Annotated in this window: 11 protein-coding genes; 10 read left to right on the top strand and 1 reads right to left on the bottom strand. The window is 71.4% G+C overall.

Annotated elements, in window-relative coordinates:
• The first annotated feature begins 202 nt into the window (after positions 1 to 202).
• From AL072_RS14680 to AL072_RS14695, 4 genes are read left to right on the top strand one after another with little or no spacing between them, the layout of a single operon-like run.
• A complete protein-coding gene (locus AL072_RS14680) occupies positions 203 to 988 on the top strand; it encodes an SDR family oxidoreductase (protein WP_045586266.1) in 786 nt (261 codons plus the stop codon).
• Between the two features lie 33 nt (positions 989 to 1,021).
• Positions 1,022 to 2,389: an aminodeoxychorismate synthase component I gene (pabB, locus tag AL072_RS14685; RefSeq protein WP_045586106.1), complete on the top strand. Its 1,368-nt coding sequence runs from the start codon at positions 1,022 to 1,024 to the stop codon at positions 2,387 to 2,389.
• Positions 2,386 to 3,192 carry an aminotransferase class IV gene (locus AL072_RS14690; protein WP_045586107.1) on the top strand — a complete coding sequence of 269 codons (807 nt, stop codon included), beginning with the start codon at positions 2,386 to 2,388 and terminating at the stop codon, positions 3,190 to 3,192. The genes pabB and AL072_RS14690 overlap by 4 nt, the downstream gene beginning before the upstream one ends.
• A gap of 13 nt (positions 3,193 to 3,205) precedes the next feature.
• A complete protein-coding gene (locus AL072_RS14695) occupies positions 3,206 to 3,649 on the top strand; it encodes a GyrI-like domain-containing protein (protein WP_045586108.1) in 444 nt (147 codons plus the stop codon).
• 6 nt (positions 3,650 to 3,655) lie between these two features.
• Here the strand turns inward: AL072_RS14695 and AL072_RS14700 are convergent, their stop codons facing one another.
• A complete protein-coding gene (locus AL072_RS14700; protein WP_045586109.1) occupies positions 3,656 to 5,263 on the bottom strand; it encodes a caspase family protein in 1,608 nt (535 codons plus the stop codon).
• Positions 5,264 to 5,510: 247 nt separating this feature from the next.
• Between AL072_RS14700 and AL072_RS14705 the strand changes: the two genes are divergently transcribed.
• The 6 genes from AL072_RS14705 to AL072_RS14730 all read left to right on the top strand — a co-directional run bounded on the left by AL072_RS14705 (position 5,511) and on the right by AL072_RS14730 (position 17,637).
• A complete protein-coding gene (locus AL072_RS14705) occupies positions 5,511 to 6,320 on the top strand; it encodes a YMGG-like glycine zipper-containing protein (RefSeq protein ID WP_045586110.1) in 810 nt (269 codons plus the stop codon).
• 150 nt (positions 6,321 to 6,470) lie between these two features.
• A complete protein-coding gene (locus AL072_RS14710) occupies positions 6,471 to 9,767 on the top strand; it encodes a caspase family protein (RefSeq protein ID WP_045586111.1) in 3,297 nt (1,098 codons plus the stop codon).
• A gap of 197 nt (positions 9,768 to 9,964) precedes the next feature.
• Positions 9,965 to 11,329, top strand: a complete 1,365-nt coding sequence (gene icmH / locus AL072_RS14715; RefSeq protein ID WP_045586267.1) for a type IVB secretion system protein IcmH/DotU — start codon at positions 9,965 to 9,967, stop codon at positions 11,327 to 11,329.
• A 106-nt stretch (positions 11,330 to 11,435) separates the two neighbouring features.
• A complete protein-coding gene (gene tssM, locus AL072_RS14720; protein WP_052710482.1) occupies positions 11,436 to 14,945 on the top strand; it encodes a type VI secretion system membrane subunit TssM in 3,510 nt (1,169 codons plus the stop codon).
• Complete coding sequence (gene tagF / locus AL072_RS14725; RefSeq protein WP_045586112.1) at positions 14,945 to 15,574, top strand: type VI secretion system-associated protein TagF; 630 nt, start codon at positions 14,945 to 14,947, stop codon at positions 15,572 to 15,574. The genes tssM and tagF overlap by 1 nt, the downstream gene beginning before the upstream one ends.
• A complete protein-coding gene (locus AL072_RS14730) occupies positions 15,574 to 17,637 on the top strand; it encodes a type VI secretion system Vgr family protein (protein WP_045586113.1) in 2,064 nt (687 codons plus the stop codon). Before tagF ends, AL072_RS14730 begins: the two co-directional genes overlap by 1 nt.
• The last annotated feature ends 1 nt before the right edge of the window (position 17,638 follow it).

The following is a 17,638-nucleotide window of genomic DNA, read 5'->3' on the forward strand; positions in this document are numbered from 1 at the left end:
GTCTGTCCGATGGCCCATCTGTTCGATGGCCCATCTGTTCGATGGTGGTAGACGGGCAACAATCGGCCGGCAAGCGCATGCCGCATCGAGGCTGCCAATGCGCTCGAGGGTCTGCTAAATCTCGGCGTCGGGCGCATGACGTGCCGCAACAGCCGGAGGCACAGGCATGGGAACGGACATGGAAGCGGACGGGGAGACGGGCATGGCCGCGACGACCCCGCCCTATCTGTCGGCCTTCTCGCTCGCCGGGCAGGTGGCGCTGGTCACCGGGTCGGGGCGCGGGCTGGGGCTGGAGATCGCCAGGGCGCTGGCCGGTTCGGGGGCGCATGTGCTGCTGAACGGCCGCGACGCGGCGGTGCTGGATGCCCGCGTGGCGGAGATCCGCGCGGCTGGCGGAACGGCGTCGGCGCTGGCCTTCGACGTGTCCGACCGGGCGGCGGTGCGCGAGGCCTTCGCCCGCATCGCGCAGGAGCATGGCCGGCTCGACGTGCTGGTCCAGAATGTCGGGCAGCGCAACCGCAAGCCGCTGGCTGACCTGACGGACGACGAGATCGTCGGCCTTCTCGACGTCGATCTGGCCTCCTCCCTGATCCTTGCGCGGGAGGCGGCGCGGCTGATGCTGCCGCAGGGGCGCGGGCGGCTGATCGCCGTCACCTCGGTCGCCGGGCAGATCGCGCGGGCCAACGACAGCGTCTATGCCGCGGCGAAGTCCGGGCTGAACGGCATGGTGCGGGCGCTCGCCGCCGAATACGGGCCGCTCGGCCTGACCAGCAACGCCATCGCACCGGGCTTTTTCGCGACCGAAACGAATGCGGCGATCACCGGCGATCCGGAGCGCGCCGCCTATTTCGCCAAGCGCACGCCGATGAACCGCTGGGGCCGGCCCGACGAGATCGCCGGGGCGGCGGTGTTCCTGGCCTCCGCTGCGGCCTCCTACGTCAACGGCCATGTCCTGGTCGTCGACGGCGGCGCCACCATCTTGATGTAGGCCGCCCATGCCCGCCGGCCCTTTGGCACCGCCATGCTGACCATACCCGTCTCCTGCGGCGATCCCGCCGCCGCCTTCCGTCCCTGGAGTGCCGAGCCCTGGGCGATGCTGCTCGACAGCGCGGCGGCCCATCCGCAGAACGGTCGCTATTCCTATATCGTTGCGGAACCGTTTCAAACCATCGAGGCCATTGGCAGCCGAACGCTGCTCGACGGCGCCCCGGTGGCGGGAGGCTCCTTCGACGCGCTGGAACGGGCGCTCGCCGCCCATCCACTGCCGGCTGCCGGACCGTTCCCCTTTACCGGAGGCGCGGTCGGCTTCATCGGTTACGAAACCGGAATGTCTTTGGAGGGGATGCGCTCCCGCCACGCCAATCCGGGCGGCCAGCCGGACATGGCCTTCGGCCTCTACGACGTCGTCGCCGCCTTCGACCGGCAGGAACGGCGGGCCTGGGTCGTCGCCGCCCGGCCGGAGGCGGAGGAGCGCGCCCGCCGGATGGCCGCGCGGCTGTCCGTTCCGCATCCGGAACGATCGGCCGGACCGGCCCCGCTGTCCTGGCGGTCGGAGCTGTCGCGTCCCGACTATCTCGACCGGGTCGGGCGGGTGCTGGAGTATATCCGTGCCGGCGACATCTATCAGGCCAACTTCACCCAGCGCTTCCTGGCCGACGTGGACGGGACCATCGACGCCTACGCGCTGTATGAGCGGCTGCGCGCCCTGAGCCCGGCGCCCTTCGCCGCCTTCCTGAACTGCGGCCCGCGGCTGCGGCTGGCCGGGGCGTCGCCGGAGCGCTTCATCCGGCTCGGCGCCGACCGGACCATCGAGACGCGGCCGATCAAGGGCACCCGCCCGCGCCACGCCGATCCGGCGGCAGACGCGGCGGCGGCGGCGGAGCTGTGTGCCAGCGTCAAGGACCGGGCCGAGAACCTGATGATCACCGACCTGCTGCGCAACGACCTCGGCCGCGTGTCGGAGATCGGCAGCGTCAGGGTGCCGGTGCTCTATGGGCTGGAGAGCTTCGCCAGCGTCCATCATCTGGTGTCGGTGGTGACATCCCGGCTGCGGCCGGGGCTGGGTCCGGTCGATCTGCTGCGCGCCGCCTGTCCCGGCGGGTCGATCACCGGCGCGCCCAAGATCCGCGCCATGCAGATCATCGACGAGCTGGAGGTGTCGCGCCGCGGCGCCTATTGCGGGACGGTGGCCTGGATCGGCTTCGACGGCGCGATGGACAGCAACATCGTCATCCGCACCCTGTCGGTGACGCCGGACGCGGTGATCGCCCAGGCCGGCGGCGGCATCGTCGCCGATTCCGACCCGGCGGCGGAGCATGAGGAGATGCTGGTCAAGGCCCGTGCCCAGCTGCGCGCGGTCGGCGAATTGGCAGGGGAGGGGACGGCATGACGGTCTGGCTGAACGGGCGGCTGGTCGAGGACGCCGCGGCGCGGATCGACCCGGCGGACCGCGGTTTCACCCTGGGGGACGGGCTGTTCGAGACGATCCGGGTCAAGGCCGGGGCGCCGCGCCACCTGCAGCGCCATCTCGACCGGCTGGCCGCCGGGGCGGCCCTGCTGCGCCTGCCGCTGCCCTACGATCCTGCGGCGCTTGCCGGGGCGATGGCGGCGCTGATCGCGGCCGGCGGCATCGCCGACGGCGTGCTGCGGCTGACCCTGTCGCGCGGCACCGGCGCCCGCGGCGTCCTGCCGCCGGCCGACGCCAGCCCGACCGTCCTGATCACGCTGGCTCCCGCCGCCCACATGACCGCGCCGGTTGCAGCCGTCATCGCCCGCTCGACCCGGCGCAACGAGCATTCGCCGCTGTCGCGGCTGAAGTCGCTGAATTATCTCGATTCCATCCTGGCCCGGCAGGAGGCGGCGGAACGCGGCGCCGACGAGGCGATGCTGCTGAACGGCGCCGGCCGGCTGGCCGAATCCAGCGTCGCCACCCTGTTCCTGTCGGTCGGCGGCCGGCTGCTGACCCCGCCGGTCGCCGACGGCGCGCTGCCCGGCATCCGCCGCGCCCTGGTCCTGGAGCGCCATGGCGCGGAGGAGGCGCCGCTGACCCCCGCCGATCTCGCCCGCGCCGACGAGGCCATCCTGACCAACAGCCTCGGCCTGCGTCCGCTGGTGTCGGTGGATGGCCAGCCGGTCGGCACCGGCTCCGCCGGACCGGTCCTCGTGCGCCTGCTCGACGATCCGGAGCTTTGAGGGGAAACACGTCATGATCGAAACGGTGAGCTATCCCGAACTGACCGTCATAGGTTGCATGGTCGAAGCCGGCCCGGACGATCCGCCGGCGGCAATCGCCGCCGCATGGGAGCATGTCTTTGCCGCCGACACCGGCGCGACCTCCTTCGCTGCGGTGTCGCTGCCGGAGGAGAGCGGCAAGCGGCGCGACCTCGTCGGGTTCCTGGCGGCCAGGGCGACGGAGATTCCCGCCGGCATGGTCCGGATCGACCTTGCCGCCGGGCGCTACCTGCGGATCGTCCATGACGGCCCGGTGTCCGGGATCGCCGAGGGCTTCGCCCGGCTGCAGGGCCATGCCGCGGCGAACGGCCTGGCGCTCAGCGGCATCGGGCTCGATTTCGGCCATCGTCCTGGGCTGCCGGACGGCCGGCACGAGCTGCATCTCGCGCTTGCCGTCCAGCTGCCGGCGCTGGCCTGATTCCGTTCACCGCGCGGTGCTGTAGACGCCGTGGATGCCGAACTCCACCGGCTGTCCGGTCAGGTGCCGGGTCAGCAGGGTGGCGACCTCGCCGGCCGCCGGCTTGCCTTCCAGTGCCGCGAGGTCCCGTTGCAGGGCGGCCATCGGCCTGGGCGAGGCGATGGCGAGGAAATGGTCGGCGCCGAAGGGCGGCTCCACCGTCAGCGCCAGCCGGTAGGGACCGCCGCGCGGGATCTGCGCCGGGTCGTTGCGCTCGGCCAGCGGGTAGAGGTAGTTGACCGTCCCGTCGGCGGCGAGGTTGATCAGGGTGAAATAGGTCCCGGCATTGCCGCGGATGTCGAGCGACACCGTCTCCCCCTTGCGGTAGGCACGGTCGCCGGGCTCCACCGCCAGGGCCAGCGAGCGGCTTTCCGCCGCGGCCTTCACCCGCACCACCAGCGACCATTTATCGATCACCCCCTGGACCCGCCGCCGGGTTTCCGCCGCCATCGGGTCGCCGGGAATGCTGGCCAGCACGTCGCCCATCGAGCTGACCACCTCGCCGCCGGCGCTGTCCCAGACCAGTGCCGCATCCTCCTTGCCGACCGACTCGACCCCGCTCATCCCGGCCGCCAGAATCTTCACCGCCGCCGGCTTGCCCAGGATGCGCAGCGGGATCGGGCCGGCGGCGGGCAGCAGGGAAGGCGGTTTCGGGCGGCCGGCGACCGGATCGATCAGCGGCACCTCGCCCCGGCCGCGTGGCTGGACCTGCGGATGCTGGCGCCCTTCCAGCGCCATGCGCACGGCGCCGCGGATGTGCGTCTCCAGCTCGCCCTTGGTGACGATTCCGTCGCCGTCGCGGTCGGCCTGCCCGCGCAGCGCGTTGGCGAAGGCCCAGCTGAGGGCGCCGCGCGGCTTGCGGTTGATCATCACCTCCGGCGCCAGCTCATGGTCGGCGACCGCGGCGAAGAAGGTGACGTTGGGCTGTTCCTCCGCTTCCGCCTGAAGGGCGGCTCGGGTGGGCGGCGGCAGGGCGTCGTCGTCGATGCCGTCAACCAGCTTGCCGTCTATCCTCGCCGCCCGCGTGCCCAGCATGCCGGCGCGGTCGTCGAAGCCGCGGGTCATGGTGCCGGAATGGCACGAATCGGAAATGAAGATCACCCGGCGGGGCGCCGCCTCCTTTAGCAGCACGGCGATCTCGTCGTCGGTCAGGCGCTGGGCGGTGCCCGGTCCCCGCGGGGCGAAATCGGCCAGCACGAGGAACTCGTCCTTTCCGTCCGCCTCGCTGCCGGGTACACGTTCCGGTTGCTGGGCTCCGTGACCGGCGAAGGTCAGGACCAGCGTCGAGTCGGGCGCGGTTTCGGCCACCAGCTCCCGCCAGGCCCGGATGATGCGGCTGCGCTCGGCATCGCCGTCGACGAAGAGACGTAGTTTCTTGACGCCCAGCCCCTTCAGGGCGTCGGCGATGTCGCGCGCGTCGTTCACCGCGCCCTGGAGCGGATTGATGTAGGTGTAGCGGTCGATCCCGATCACCAGGGCCGCGATTTCCGCCCGCGCCGGGGCGGCGGCCATCGTCAGGGCCGCTCCCGCCACCGCGGCGGCGAAGGCGATTGCCAGCCCAGCCGGGCGCCGCATTCCTCCAGACATTGCATTCCCCCAACGATACGTCGCCGTCCAGGCTACACGCGGATGCCGATGCATAAAAGGCCGCACGAATTGGTGGTAATGACCCCTTCCGTCGAGGTTGTTGCTGTGGCAGCGTTGCAGCCGGGATTCGGTCGGCCGGGGACCGGCGTCGCTGTGGGGGTGGCGCGGTCCGGCCATGTTTCGGGACCGGAACGAACGACGCCCGAACCAGAGAAGCAAAACGGGAATCCAGGTCATGCGAAGCAACCGTGTCAGGGCCAGCCTCGTCTCCGTCACCATCGTCGCCATGGCGCTCACCGGCTGTGTGACCACGCAGCAGGACCGCATCGGTGCCAATGACGGTTCCGACGCCTGCTATCAATACCGCGTCGCGCTCGACTCGACCGGCGATTATTATGCCGAGGACATGCTGAAGGGCGCCGCCATCGGTGCCGGCGTCGGTGCGCTGACCGGGGCGCTGGCCGGCGGCAACGTGAAGAGCGCGCTGATCGGCGCGGCGGCGGGTGCTGCGCTGGGCTCGCTCGGCGGCTACTGGAACTCGAAGATGCAGCAGGGCCGCGACCAGGCGATCCTGGGCGTGATGAGCGACCTCGACACCGAGAACCAGAACCTGAACCGCACCCAGGTCGCGCTGGACCAGCTGGTCAACTGCCGCCGCGCCGAGATCGCGCGCGTCAAGGCCGACTACAAGGCCAAGCGGATCGGCAAGCCGGAGGCCGAGCAGCGCCTCGCCCTGATCCGGGCGCAGCTGGACAAGGACTATGCCATGGCCAGCGGCATCAACCAGAACATCGTCAAGCGCCGCGACGAGTATCTGGTCGCCGCCGACAGCCTTGAGCCGGGCTCGGCCCAGAAGATCCGCACCAAGACCGCGGTCAAGGCGTCGGCCAAGAAGAAGCCGGCGAAGCAGAGCACCGGCGGCAGCACCACGACCCAGGTGGTCGAGCGCACCAACACCGCCTTCGAGACGTCGGAGCGCATCAACGCAACAACCAACAGCATCCAGCAGATCGCCCAGAAGGAAGCCACCCTCGACGCGGCCTGATCTGGACGCGGGTCCGATCGGGCCTGTCCGGAACCGGCCTCCTGGTGCATCCTGGGGGCCGGAACCGGATACACAGCGCAAGCGGAACGGATGATGGCCGGCAGTCTCCCTCGCCCGAATGCGCGCCTCGGGCGCGTCACTCTCCCCGGCATGCTGCTGGGTCTCCTGCTCGGCCTCCTGCTCGGCCTGCCCGTGTCTGGGACGGCGCTGGCCGGCGACGCCTCGACCGGGGCGTTCCTGCGCATCGAGACCGGCGGCCACACCGCCCGCGTCAACCGGCTGGCCAGCGATGCCCAGGGCCGGCTGATCGCCACCGTGTCCCACGACAAGACCCTGCGCCTGTGGGCGCGCGACGGCGGCGAGCCGCTGGGCGTGCTGCGGGTGCCGATGGAGGCGGGGGAGGAAGGGGCGCTCTACGCCGTGGCGCTGTCGGCCGACGGGTCGCTGGCCGTGGCGGCCGGCAACACCGGGTCGAGCTGGGGCGACGGCGTCACGCTCTACCTGTTCGACGTCAAGGCGCAGCGGCTGAAGGCCCGCCTGCCGGGGCAGCCGCAGGTGCTGAACGACCTCGCCTTCTCGCCCGACGGCCGTTTCGTCGCCGGGGCCTTCGGCGGCACCGCCGGGATCCGCGTCTGGGACAGCGCCAGCTTCCGCCTCGTCGCCGAGGATACCGCCTACGAGGCGCGGGTGTCGGCGCTGGCATTCGCACCCGACGGCCGGCTCGCCACCGCCTCCTACGACGGCAACGTCCGCCTCTATGATTCCGCCTTCAAGCCGAAGGCCAGGCGTAAGCCGGGCAACGGCGTGCCCTATTCGGTCGCCTTCTCGCCGGACGGCTCGGCCCTGGCCGTCGGCTATGCCGACCAGCCGCGGGTCGACGTGCTGGGCGCCGCCGACCTGAAGACGCGGCTGACCCCCAAGACCACCGGCATCACCGGCGGCAGTTTCGCCGCCGTCGCCTGGGACGGGACCGCGCTGGTCGCCGCCGGCACCGCCACGGCGGACGGCAGGCGCAACGTCGTCCGGCGCTGGGCCGACGGTGGCAAGGGCGCCTTCGTCGACACGCCGGCGGCGAGCGATTCCGTCACCCATCTGCTGGCGCTGCATGGAGGCGGGGTCGCCTTCGCCGCCGCCGATCCCGGCTGGGGGGTGATCGACCCGGCGGGCCGGCTGCTGTTCTCCCGGCTGGGCGACGTCGCCGATTACCGCGACCTGTCGCTCGGCCGCTTCGGCCTGTCCGAGGACGGGCTGGTGGTGGAGTTCGGGCTGGATCAGGGCGGCCGGCGCCCGATGCGGTTCGACGTGCTGGCCCGCAGTCTGACCCCGGCGCCCGAGCCGCTGCCCGGCCTCGGCCATCCCACGGCCGAAGGGCCGGGGATCGGCGTCACCGACTGGCGCAACAGCCGCACGCCCAAGATCAACGGTCAGCCGGTCAAGCTGGACAGCGGCGAATGGGCGCGCAGCGTCACCGTGCTGGGTGGGCAGCGCCGCGTGCTGCTGGGCGGGGAGTTCAGCCTGCGCCTGCTCGATTCCGCCGGTGCCGAGCTGGCGCGGGCCGAGGTGCCGGCCGCGGTGTGGGGCGTCGTCGCCTCCGCCGACGGGCGCGTCGCCGTGGCGGCGCTGGGCGACGGGACGCTGCGCTGGTATGCGCTGTCCGGCGGCGTCCGGCCGCTGGAGGAGCTGGGGGCGCTGTTCCCCCACCGCGACGGCCGCCGCTGGGTGCTGTGGACGCCCGAGGCCTTCTTCGACCATTCCGAAAGCGGCGGCGAGACCCTTGTCGGCTTCCACCTGAACGACCCGAAGAAGAAGGGCAGCCAGTGGGTCGAGTTCAAGCAGGTCTACCGCGTGTTCGACGCGCCCGAGCTGGTGCGCGCCCGGCTGCGCCAGACCGGGCAGGCCGAGATCGCGGCCCGCCTGTCCGACATCGGCGACATCCGCCTGCTGACCCAGCGCCGCCCGCAGGTGACGCTGATGGATTACTGCACCGTGCCGGCCGCCAGCCGCGGCCTCTCGCTCGGCACCGGGGCGGATGCCGCCCCGGCCGCCGCCCCTGCCGCTCCCGCCGACACCGAGACCTGCCATCCGCTGGACATGTCGCCGGTCAGCCGGGCCTTTGCCCGTGCCAAGGAGCCGGCGCCCCCGGCCGTCACCGCGTCGGCTGCCGCCAAGCCGGTTCAACCGCTGAAGGCGGCGCCAAAGCCGGCCGAGCTGGAGGCCGCGGCGGAGGAGCCTCGCCTGTCGGTCGTGTTGCCGGAGGGGATCGGCGCCGTGCGCCTGCGCTACCGTCTGGCGGACACCGGCGGCGGCATCGGCTCGGTCGATCTGTTCCGCAACGGCCGCAACGTCAGCGGCCAGGACACCTCGCGCGCCTTCGCCCGCGCCAAGGGGCCGGCGCCCGTTTCCCCGCCCGTCCCCCAGCCTGTCGCGCAACAGCCGGCACCTGCGGAGCTCGGCAAGGATCCTGCCCCGGTGCCGGCCCCGACGCCAGAGGAGCGGGTCAGCACCGTCCGCCTCGATCCCGGCAGCAACCGTGTCCAGATCCGCGCCTACAACGGCTCCGACGCGATCTACGAACGCTCGGCGCTGGTCGATTTCGTGCTGCCGGCCGCGTCCGCCGTGGAGTCCGCAAACGCGGCGGACGGCAAGACCGAGCGCGCGGCTCCCGCCAGGCCGCGGCTGATCACCTTCATCGTCGGCATCGACAAATACCGGCCCGAAGGCACCCAGCTGAATTTCGCCCGCGCCGACGCCTCCTCCTTCGCCGAGGTGCTGCGCGGCCGCATCCCCGCCAGCTACGACCGCGAGCAGTCGCTGGCGCTGTCGACGACGCTCTACGACGAGCAGGCGAGCCGCCCCGCGATCGTCGCCGGGCTGGAGGCGCTGGCCGCCACCGCGCGCGAGGATGACACGGTTGTCCTCTATCTCGCCGGCCATGGGGTGATTGTGCCGTCGCCCAAGGATCCGTCGGTCAAGCTCTATCATTTCGTGACCCAGGACGTGACCGCGGCCACCGCCCAGGCGATCGGCGAAGAGGGCCTGTCGGAGAAGGAGCTGAACCGGCTGGTCAGCGCGATTTCCGCCCGCAACGTTCTGGTGATGCTCGACACCTGCCATTCCGGCGCGGTGTCGGCGGGCACGGTCGACAAGCTGTACCAGGACATGGGGCAGCGCTACCTGCTGGCCGCCTCGTCGGAGCAGGAGGAGGCGCTGGACAGCTATGACGGCCGCAACGGCATCTTTGCCCATGCGGTGCTGGAGGGGTTGAAGGGCAAGGCGCTGCTGCCGGGGGACGAGGCGATCTACAACCTGACGCTCGGCCAGTACGTCAACCGTGCGGTGCCGCGTCTGGCGCGCGAGAAGCAGTGGAGCCAGTCGGCCATCTTCAAGACCGGCGGCAACGAGCTGAACCCCTTTGCCCTGGCCGCACCGCAGCCTGCGCAGCCGTGAGGCGGCGCAGGAGACGGGCCGGCACGCCGGGCGGACCGCTACGACTCTTCGTCGCATATCCTCCGGATTCGCATGCCAAAAATGGCTAGATTAAGATCGGTTAGTTCGTTCACACTGTCCGGAAAGACGGTTTGGCCCATTTCCGGGCCGGCGCGCGCATTGGGGTGGACATGCAAGGCGGCGATCAGTTTGGCGGCATGCCCGGACCGGAAACCGAACGCACGGTGATGATGCCGACGCCGGGCGGACGGCGCCAGGCGCCATCCGCAGGCGATCCGGCGGGCATCGATCCGGCCTCCGCACCACGGGTCGAGTCCGTCGCCGTCGCCGGGCCGGCGCTTGCCGGCATCTTCGCCGCCCGGTCGCCGCTCGCCGCCGCGGCGTCGCCGGTGCTCCTGCTGGCGGCCCGGCTGAACGACGTCACCGGGGTCCCCGATCTGGAATCGCTACGCCAGCGGGTGATTTCCGCCCTGCGCGACTTCCAGCAGTGGGTGACCAGATCCGGCCTCGATGCCGCGACGCAGGCCACGGCGCATTACGCGCTCTGCGCGCTGATCGACGACATCGTGCTGAATTCCGCCTGGGGCAATCAGAGCTCCTGGACCCGCCAGAACGTCACCAGCATGTTCCACAAGAATGTGGTCGGCGGCGACCAGTTCTATGAAAGGCTGGGCTCGGCCCGCCAGGATCCGGGCAAGTACGGCGACCTGCTGGAGCTGATGTATCTCTGCCTGTCGCTCGGTTTCCGCGGCCGCTACCGGGTCGCCGGTCGCCAGGACGGCGAACATGCCCGCATCCGCGAGGACGTCTACAACATCCTGGTCAAGCACCGCGGCTACGCCGAGCGCATCCTGTGCCCGAACGCCGCGGCGCTGGCGATGGAGTACCGACCGCCGCGCAGCTCGCTGCCGGTCTGGGTGACGGGGGCCGGCACCGCGCTGTTCCTGCTGCTGCTGTTCCTGGGCCTCAGCTTCCTGCTGAACGGGGCGTCGGACCGGTTGTTCGCCGGCATCGGCGGCCTGCCGCCCCACGGCGGCGTGGTGATCGAGGCCCCGGCCCCGGTCAAGCTGGCGGAAGCCGCCCCGCCGCCGGAAATTCCGCCGCCGCCGCCACCCGATACCACCCAGGTCCAGCGCGTGCGCAAGTTCCTGGAGCCGGAGATCGCCGAGGGGCTGGTCGAGGTGACGGAGGATGCGCTGGCCATCACCGTGCGCATGCGCGGCAGCAACCTGTTCGCCAGCGGCAGCGCCGCCCTGAACGACAAGGTGCGGGCGTCGGTCCTGCGCGTCGGCCGCGCCGTGGCCGAGGAGCCGGGGGCGGTGCTGATCACCGGCCACACCGACAATGTGCCGATGACCGGCGGCGGGCGCCTGCGCTTCCCGTCGAACTGGCACCTGTCCAAGGCCCGCGCCGAATCGGTGATGGCGGAATTCGCCCCGCTCTTCGCCGACAAGTTCCGGCTGAAGGCGGAGGGCAAGTCCGACACCGAGCCGGTGGCGACCAACGACACCGCCGATGGCCGGGCGGCGAATCGCCGGATCGACATCATTCTGAAGAAGTGATGCGGGCTGAAGACGTGAGCGGCGCCATGCGGCCGTCCCTCGGGGGGAGGGGCGCCGGTGGCGGAAGCGGCCGGATCGGGCCGGAGCCAAGGACAGGGGTGTTGGAATGAGTCGGCTGACCGCGATCTTGCTCTCCCGGGCGGTGCTGGGATTGATCGGTGCGGCGATCGCGGCGGCGCTGATCGCGTTGCTGGCGCCGCTGGCCGGGCTGGAGATGCCCTGGCTGGCGCTGGCCGCCGCGGTGCCCTTCCCGATCCTGGTCATCGTGTTGGTCCTGCTCAAGCGCCGCGACGCCAGGGCCGAGGAGCGGATGACCGCCGAGCTGACCGGCGGCGCCGATGCGGCACGCATGGCTGCATTGGATACGGCCGAAGAGGTCGCCGGCCTGCGCAAAACCTTCGCCGAATCGCTTGCCCTGCTGAAGGCCGGGCGCAAGCAGCGCGGCCTGGGCGACGGCTATCTCTACAGCACGCCCTGGTACGTCATCATCGGTCCGCCGGGCGCCGGCAAGACCACGGCTCTGCTGAAGAGCGGCCTGAACTTCCCGCTGGCCGACCAGACCGGCGGAAAGCCGCTGAAGGGCGTCGGCGGCACCCGGCAATGCGACTGGTGGTTCGCAGACGAGGCGATCTTCCTCGACACCGCCGGGCGCTACACCACCCAGGACAGCCAGGAGGCGGTCGACCAGACCGGCTGGGGCGCCTTCCTGAAGCTGCTGAAGGATGCGCGCTCGCGCCAGCCGATCAACGGCGTGCTGGTCGCCATGGCGGTGCCCGACCTCGCCGCCGCCGGGGCGGAGGAGCGGGCGCAGCATGCCGCCGCCATCCGCCGCCGCCTGCGCGAGCTCTACGAGACGCTGAAGGTCAAGGCGCCGGTCTATCTGCTGCTGACCAAGGCCGACCTGATCGCCGGCTTCAACGAGTTCTTCCACGACCTGAACCGGGACGAGCGGCGGCAGATCGTCGGCATCACCCTGCCGGCCGGCGAAAGCGAGCTGGGCGACGCCGGCATGGCGACGCTGGACAACGAGCTGGACGGCATCGCCGGCCGGCTGTCCGCCCGCGCCGTCGACCGCATCCAGCAGGAGCAGGCGCAGGAGCGCCGCGGCGCGATCTTCGCCTTTCCCTCGCAACTCGCCTCGCTGAAGGAACCGCTGCTCGACTTCGTCGCGGCGGCCTTCAAGGCCAACCGCTACGAGCCGGCGCTGCGGCTGCGCGGCGTCTATTTCACCAGCGGCACCCAGGAAGGCACCCAGATCGACCGGCTGATCGGCGGGCTGGCGGAGAGTTTCGGCCTGCCGGCGGCGCCCTTCCGCGGCGGCGCCGTCGCCGCCGGCCAGCAGCGCAGCTATTTCCTCGGCAGCCTGCTGAGCGATCTGGTGTTCCGCGAGGCCAACATGGTCGGCTTCGACCCGGCGGCGGAGCGGCGGCGCATCTGGGTGCCGCGCATCGCCTACGGCCTGTTCGGGCTGGTCACGGTGGCGGCGACCGCCGCCTGGGTTGCCAGCTATCTCGGCAATGCCGGTCTGATCGACCGCGAGCAGCAGGCGGTCGATTCCTACCGCCCGAAGGCGGAGGCGCTGGCCGCCGGCACCGTCGCCGACGACGACATCCGCCGCGTCCTGCCGGTGCTTGCCGAGCTGCGCGCCCTGCCGGCCGGCCATGACACGCTGGCGCTGAAGCAGAAGCTGACTCTCGATTTCGGGCTCTACCAGGGCGACAAGCTGGAGGAGGCCGGCGACGCGCTGTACCGCCGCGCGGTGAACGGGCTGCTGATGCCGCGGCTGCTGGTGCGGGTGCAGCGCGACCTGCGCGACCGGCTGACCGCCGACGACGCCCCGGCGGTGGAGGCGCTGCTGCGCCTGTACCTGACGCTGGGCGGCGCCGGGCCGGTCGACGGCGAGGCGGTGAAGGGCTGGACCGCCGGCTGGCTGCGCCGCGTCTCGCCGCCGCCGACCGAGGAGGAGACCAAGGCGGTGCTCGGCCACATCGATGCCGGCCTTGCCGCCCCCGCCGGCCTGCCCAAGGTCAATCTGGATGCCGAGCTGATCCGGCAGGCGCGCGAGGTGCTGGCCCGCACGCCGCTGGCCGGCCGCGTCTATGCCGCCATCCGCGACGGCGAGGCGGCGCGCAAGCTGCCGGAATGGCGGCCGTCGGACCAGGCCGGGCCGGAAGGCGACCGGGTGTTCCGCCGCTCGTCGGGCGCGCGGTTCAGCGACGGCGTTCCGGGATTCTACACCCGGCAGGGCTTCGCCACCGTGATGATGCCGGCCCTGCCGGCGGCGGCGCGGTCGGTGCGCGATCTCAGCTGGCTGCTCGGCCCGCCGCGCGGCGGGGAGGCCGGGCCGGAACTGGAGACGGCGGCGCTGACGCTGTACCTGCGCGATTATGCCGGCCGCTGGGACACGCTGCTGAACGACATCACCCTGGTGCCGGCGGCCAACCCGCAGGCGCTGGGCGAGGAGGTCAACATCCTGTCCGGCCGCAGCTCGCCGCTCCAGAAGCTGCTGGCCGCGGTGGCGGACGAGACGACGCTGCAACGCCTGCCGGAGGCGCCGGCCGGCGCCTCCCCAACCGTGGCCGCGGTGGCTGCTGCCGCGGCCGACAGCGCCGTCGCCAAGCTGGTCGCCCAGATGGTCGATGACCGCTTCCGCCCGGTGAACGACTTCACCCGCAACAGCGGCAACGCCCGGCTGGAGGAACTGCTGCGCCAGCTGGAAGGCGTGCATGCCGTGCTGGCCCGCCTGTCGCTGGGGCAGGGCGCCGGGCAGAAGCTTTTCGACCTGGCGGCGAACGGCGGCGGCGAGGTGTTCCAGAAGCTCGCCACCGACATGGCCTATTACCCGCAGCCGGTGCGGCGCTGGACTGAAGAGCTGGTGGAGCAGGGGACGGCGCGGACGCTCAGCGGCGCCCGCTCCCAGATCGCCGCCGAATGGCAGAGCACGGTGCTGCCCTGGTGCCGCCGCGCGCTCGACAACCGCTATCCCTTCGTGCGCGGCGCCTCGTCCGACGTCGGCATGGATGATTTCGCCCGGATGTTCGCCCCGGGCGGGCTGATCGACGCCTTCTTTGCCAACCGTCTGCGCCCCTTCGTCGACACCACGCGCGAACCCTGGCGCTGGCAGCCGTCGGCGGCCGATCTCGGCATTCCGGCGTCGGTGCTGCCGGCCTTTCAGCATGCGGCAATGATCCGCGACGCCTTCTTCCCCGACGGCGGCCGGGTGCCGTCGCTGCGGTTCGAGCTGCGGCCGACCTATCTCGGCCCCGGCGTCGAGCAGGTGGATCTGGACGTCGACGGCCAGCGCCTGACCTTCGCCCGCACCGCTACGCTGGCGCAGGGGCTGCAATGGCCGAAGCCGGGCGGGGCGGGCGACCTGCGCGTCACCTTCACCGGCCTGCCGACCGATCCGCCGGAGATGACCCAGCGCACCGGAAGCTGGGCGTGGTTCCGCACGCTCGACGGCAACCGCGGGCGCAAGGGGGCGGTGCCCGACCGCATCCCGCTGTCCTTCGCCGCCGGCGGCAGGTCGGTCGGATTCGACGTGCGGATGACCAGCGCGGTCAATCCCTTCTCGATCCGCGACCTGAAGGACTTCCGATGCCCCGACAGTCTCTGATGAGGCAGCCTGCGGCGGGGCCGGCGGTGGCGGGCATTGCCGGCTGTTTCGGCAAGGTGCCGGCGCGCGGCGACTTCCTGCTGCGCGGGTTGCCGCGCGCCTTCGCCGACCCCTGGCACGACTGGCTGCTCGACGGGTTGCAGGCCAGCCGCGCGGCGCTGGCGGACGTCTGGCTCGACCGCTACCTGAATGCCCCGATCTGGCGCTTCGCGCTGGAGGCCGGCGTCTGCGGGCCGCAGGCCGCGGCCGGTGTGATGATGTCCAGCGTCGACAAGGCGGGCCGCCATTTCCCGCTGACCCTGGTCGCCCTGCTGGCTCCAGGCCTGTCCGTGGACGGGTCTGCGGCCGGGGCCGCAACCGATAGTGCGTGGTTCGATGCGGCGGAGGAGCTGGCCTTGTCCGCCCTGACCCACACGCTCGACGTCGAGGCCTTCGTCGGCTCGGTCGCCGCCCTGTCGGCGCCGCAGGCGGCCGCCAGGGAGACGGTCGATGCGCAGACCGCGGCCGGCAGCCGCTGGTGGACGCTGGGCGGGGAGGGGGTGGCGGAGCAGGGCTTCGCTGCCGCCGGCCTGCCAGCCGCCGCATCCTTCGCCGGTTTCCTGACCGGCCGTACGGCCGAGGAGGCGTGATGCAGTTCGTCCAGGACGACCGCCTGCTGTCGCTGGAAACCCCGGCCGGCCCCGACGTGATGCTGGTTGAGCGGGTGCAGGGGCGCGAGGCGCTGTCCAGCCCCTTCCTCTACCGCATCGACGCGCTCGGCCCGATCGAGCCGCTGGCGCCGGAGACCATCGTCGGCAACAGCGTCACCATCGGCTTCCGCCAGCCGGACGGCCAGCGGCATTACGTCAACGGCATCGCCCGCTCGCTCGGTGTCGGCGTGCCGGTGGCGCGCGACCAGCGCTATTACACGATCGAGGTGGTGCCCTGGCTGTCGCTGCTGTCCTACACCAGCAACTGCCGCATCTTCCACAGCCTGGGCGGCGGCGGGCCGATGACGGTGCCGAAGATCGTCGAGACGATCTTCCAGGAATTCGGCTTTTCCAACTTCGAATTCCGCAGCCTGACCGGCACTTACCAGCCACGCGACTATTGCGTGCAGTACAACGAGACCTATCTCGACTTCATCAGCCGCCTGCTGGAAGAAGAGGGGATCTACTATTACTTCACCCATGAGCGCGACCGGCACAAGCTGATCCTGTCCGACAGCGCCGCCGGCTATGGCAAGCTGTCGCCGGCCACCCTGCGCTTCAACCCCAGCGGCCAATATGCCGACCAGATCGAGCGATGGGAGCGGGTCTACGCCATCGCCCCCGGCCGCTGGGCGACCAAGGACTATGATTTCCAGGCGCCGCGCACCGCGCTGGACAGCGACGAGGCGTCGGTCGCCAAGGTTCCGGTCTCGACCAAATACGAGCTGTTCGAATATCCCGGCCGCTACGCCACGCGGGATGCCGGCTCGGCGCTCGCCCGCCGCCGGATGGAGGCGGAGGAGCGCGGGCTGGAAGGGGTGCGCGGCATCGGTGCCTGCCGCAGCCTGCATCCCGGCCTGACCTTCGCCCTGACCGACCATCCGACCGTGGCGGAGAACAACCAGCCCGTCGTGGTGGCGGAACTGGAGTTCGACGCCTGCAACGAGGGCTTCCTGCCCGGCGACAAGCGCAAGGCCTCCTACGCCAACAGCTTCCGCGCCCTGCCGGCCAAGGCGGTGGTGCGCCCGGCCCGTCTCACGCCCAAGCCGTCGGTGCGCGGCATCCAGACCGCCTTCGTCGTCGGCCCGGCGGGGGAGGAGATCTACACCGACAAATTCGGCCGCATCATGGTGCAGTTCCATTGGGACCGCCGCGGCCGGTCGGACGAGAAGAGCAGCTGCTGGATCCGGGTGGCGCAGAGCTGGGCCGGGCACCAGTGGGGGATGCAGACGGTGCCGCGCATCGGCATGGAGGTGCTGGTCGATTTCGTCGACGGCGATCCCGACCGGCCGCTGGTGATCGGCGTGGTCAACAACGCCGACACGCTGCCGACCTATACCCTGCCCGAACACAAGACGCGCTCCGGCATCAAGACGCGCAGCTCGCCGGGCGGGCGCGGCTTCAACGAGATCCGCTTCGAGGACAAGGCGGGCAAGGAACAGGTCTTCGTCCATGCCCAGCGCGACTATGACCTGCGCATCGGCCATGACAGCCGGACCTCCGTCGCGTCGGGACGGCATGTGAATGTCGGCGGCGGCCTGTGGGAATGGGTCGGCAAGAACCATCACGCCACCATCGACGGCGACCATGTGGAGTCCATCGGCGGTGGCGTGTCGCGCAGCGTCGGCGTCGACCTGCACGACAAGATCGGCACCAACTACGCCGTCCATGCCGGGGCCAACCTGTGCCTGGAGGCCGGCGCCTCGCTGACGCTGAAGGTCGGCGGCAACTTCATCACCCTCAGCCCCGCCGGCATCGCCATGAACGGCACGCTGGTGCTGATCAACAGCGGCGGCGCCGCCAACGGGCTCAGCGCCTCGCCGGCCAGGCCCGACAAGCCGTCGCCCGCCGACAAGGACAAGGGCGGGACGATCCCGGCGGCGCCCAAGGCCAAACTTCCGCGCCCGGCGCAAGGTCACAAGCCCAAGGCGGCGGTGCAGGCCATGGTGATGCGCAACGCCGCCGCATCCAACACGCCGTTCTGCGAGATCTGCCAGACATGAG

This window comes from Azospirillum thiophilum, assembly GCF_001305595.1.
Taxonomy (GTDB): Bacteria; Pseudomonadota; Alphaproteobacteria; order Azospirillales; family Azospirillaceae; genus Azospirillum; species Azospirillum thiophilum.

Bases quoted from the DNA above. Each gene is read 5' to 3' on its own strand.
- AL072_RS14705 (WP_045586110.1), top strand. From the start codon at position 5,511: ATGCGAAGCAACCGTGTCAGGGCCAGCCTCGTCTCCGTCACCATCGTC.
- AL072_RS14680 (WP_045586266.1), top strand. From the start codon at position 203: ATGGCCGCGACGACCCCGCCCTATCTGTCGGCCTTCTCGCTCGCCGGG.
- AL072_RS14695 (WP_045586108.1), top strand. From the start codon at position 3,206: ATGATCGAAACGGTGAGCTATCCCGAACTGACCGTCATAGGTTGCATG.
- AL072_RS14710 (WP_045586111.1), top strand. From the start codon at position 6,471: ATGCTGCTGGGTCTCCTGCTCGGCCTCCTGCTCGGCCTGCCCGTGTCT.
- pabB (WP_045586106.1), top strand. From the start codon at position 1,022: ATGCTGACCATACCCGTCTCCTGCGGCGATCCCGCCGCCGCCTTCCGT.
- AL072_RS14700 (WP_045586109.1), bottom strand. From the start codon at position 5,263: ATGCGGCGCCCGGCTGGGCTGGCAATCGCCTTCGCCGCCGCGGTGGCG.
- AL072_RS14690 (WP_045586107.1), top strand. From the start codon at position 2,386: ATGACGGTCTGGCTGAACGGGCGGCTGGTCGAGGACGCCGCGGCGCGG.
- icmH (WP_045586267.1), top strand. From the start codon at position 9,965: ATGCCCGGACCGGAAACCGAACGCACGGTGATGATGCCGACGCCGGGC.
- tagF (WP_045586112.1), top strand. From the start codon at position 14,945: ATGAGGCAGCCTGCGGCGGGGCCGGCGGTGGCGGGCATTGCCGGCTGT.
- AL072_RS14730 (WP_045586113.1), top strand. From the start codon at position 15,574: ATGCAGTTCGTCCAGGACGACCGCCTGCTGTCGCTGGAAACCCCGGCC.
- tssM (WP_052710482.1), top strand. From the start codon at position 11,436: ATGAGTCGGCTGACCGCGATCTTGCTCTCCCGGGCGGTGCTGGGATTG.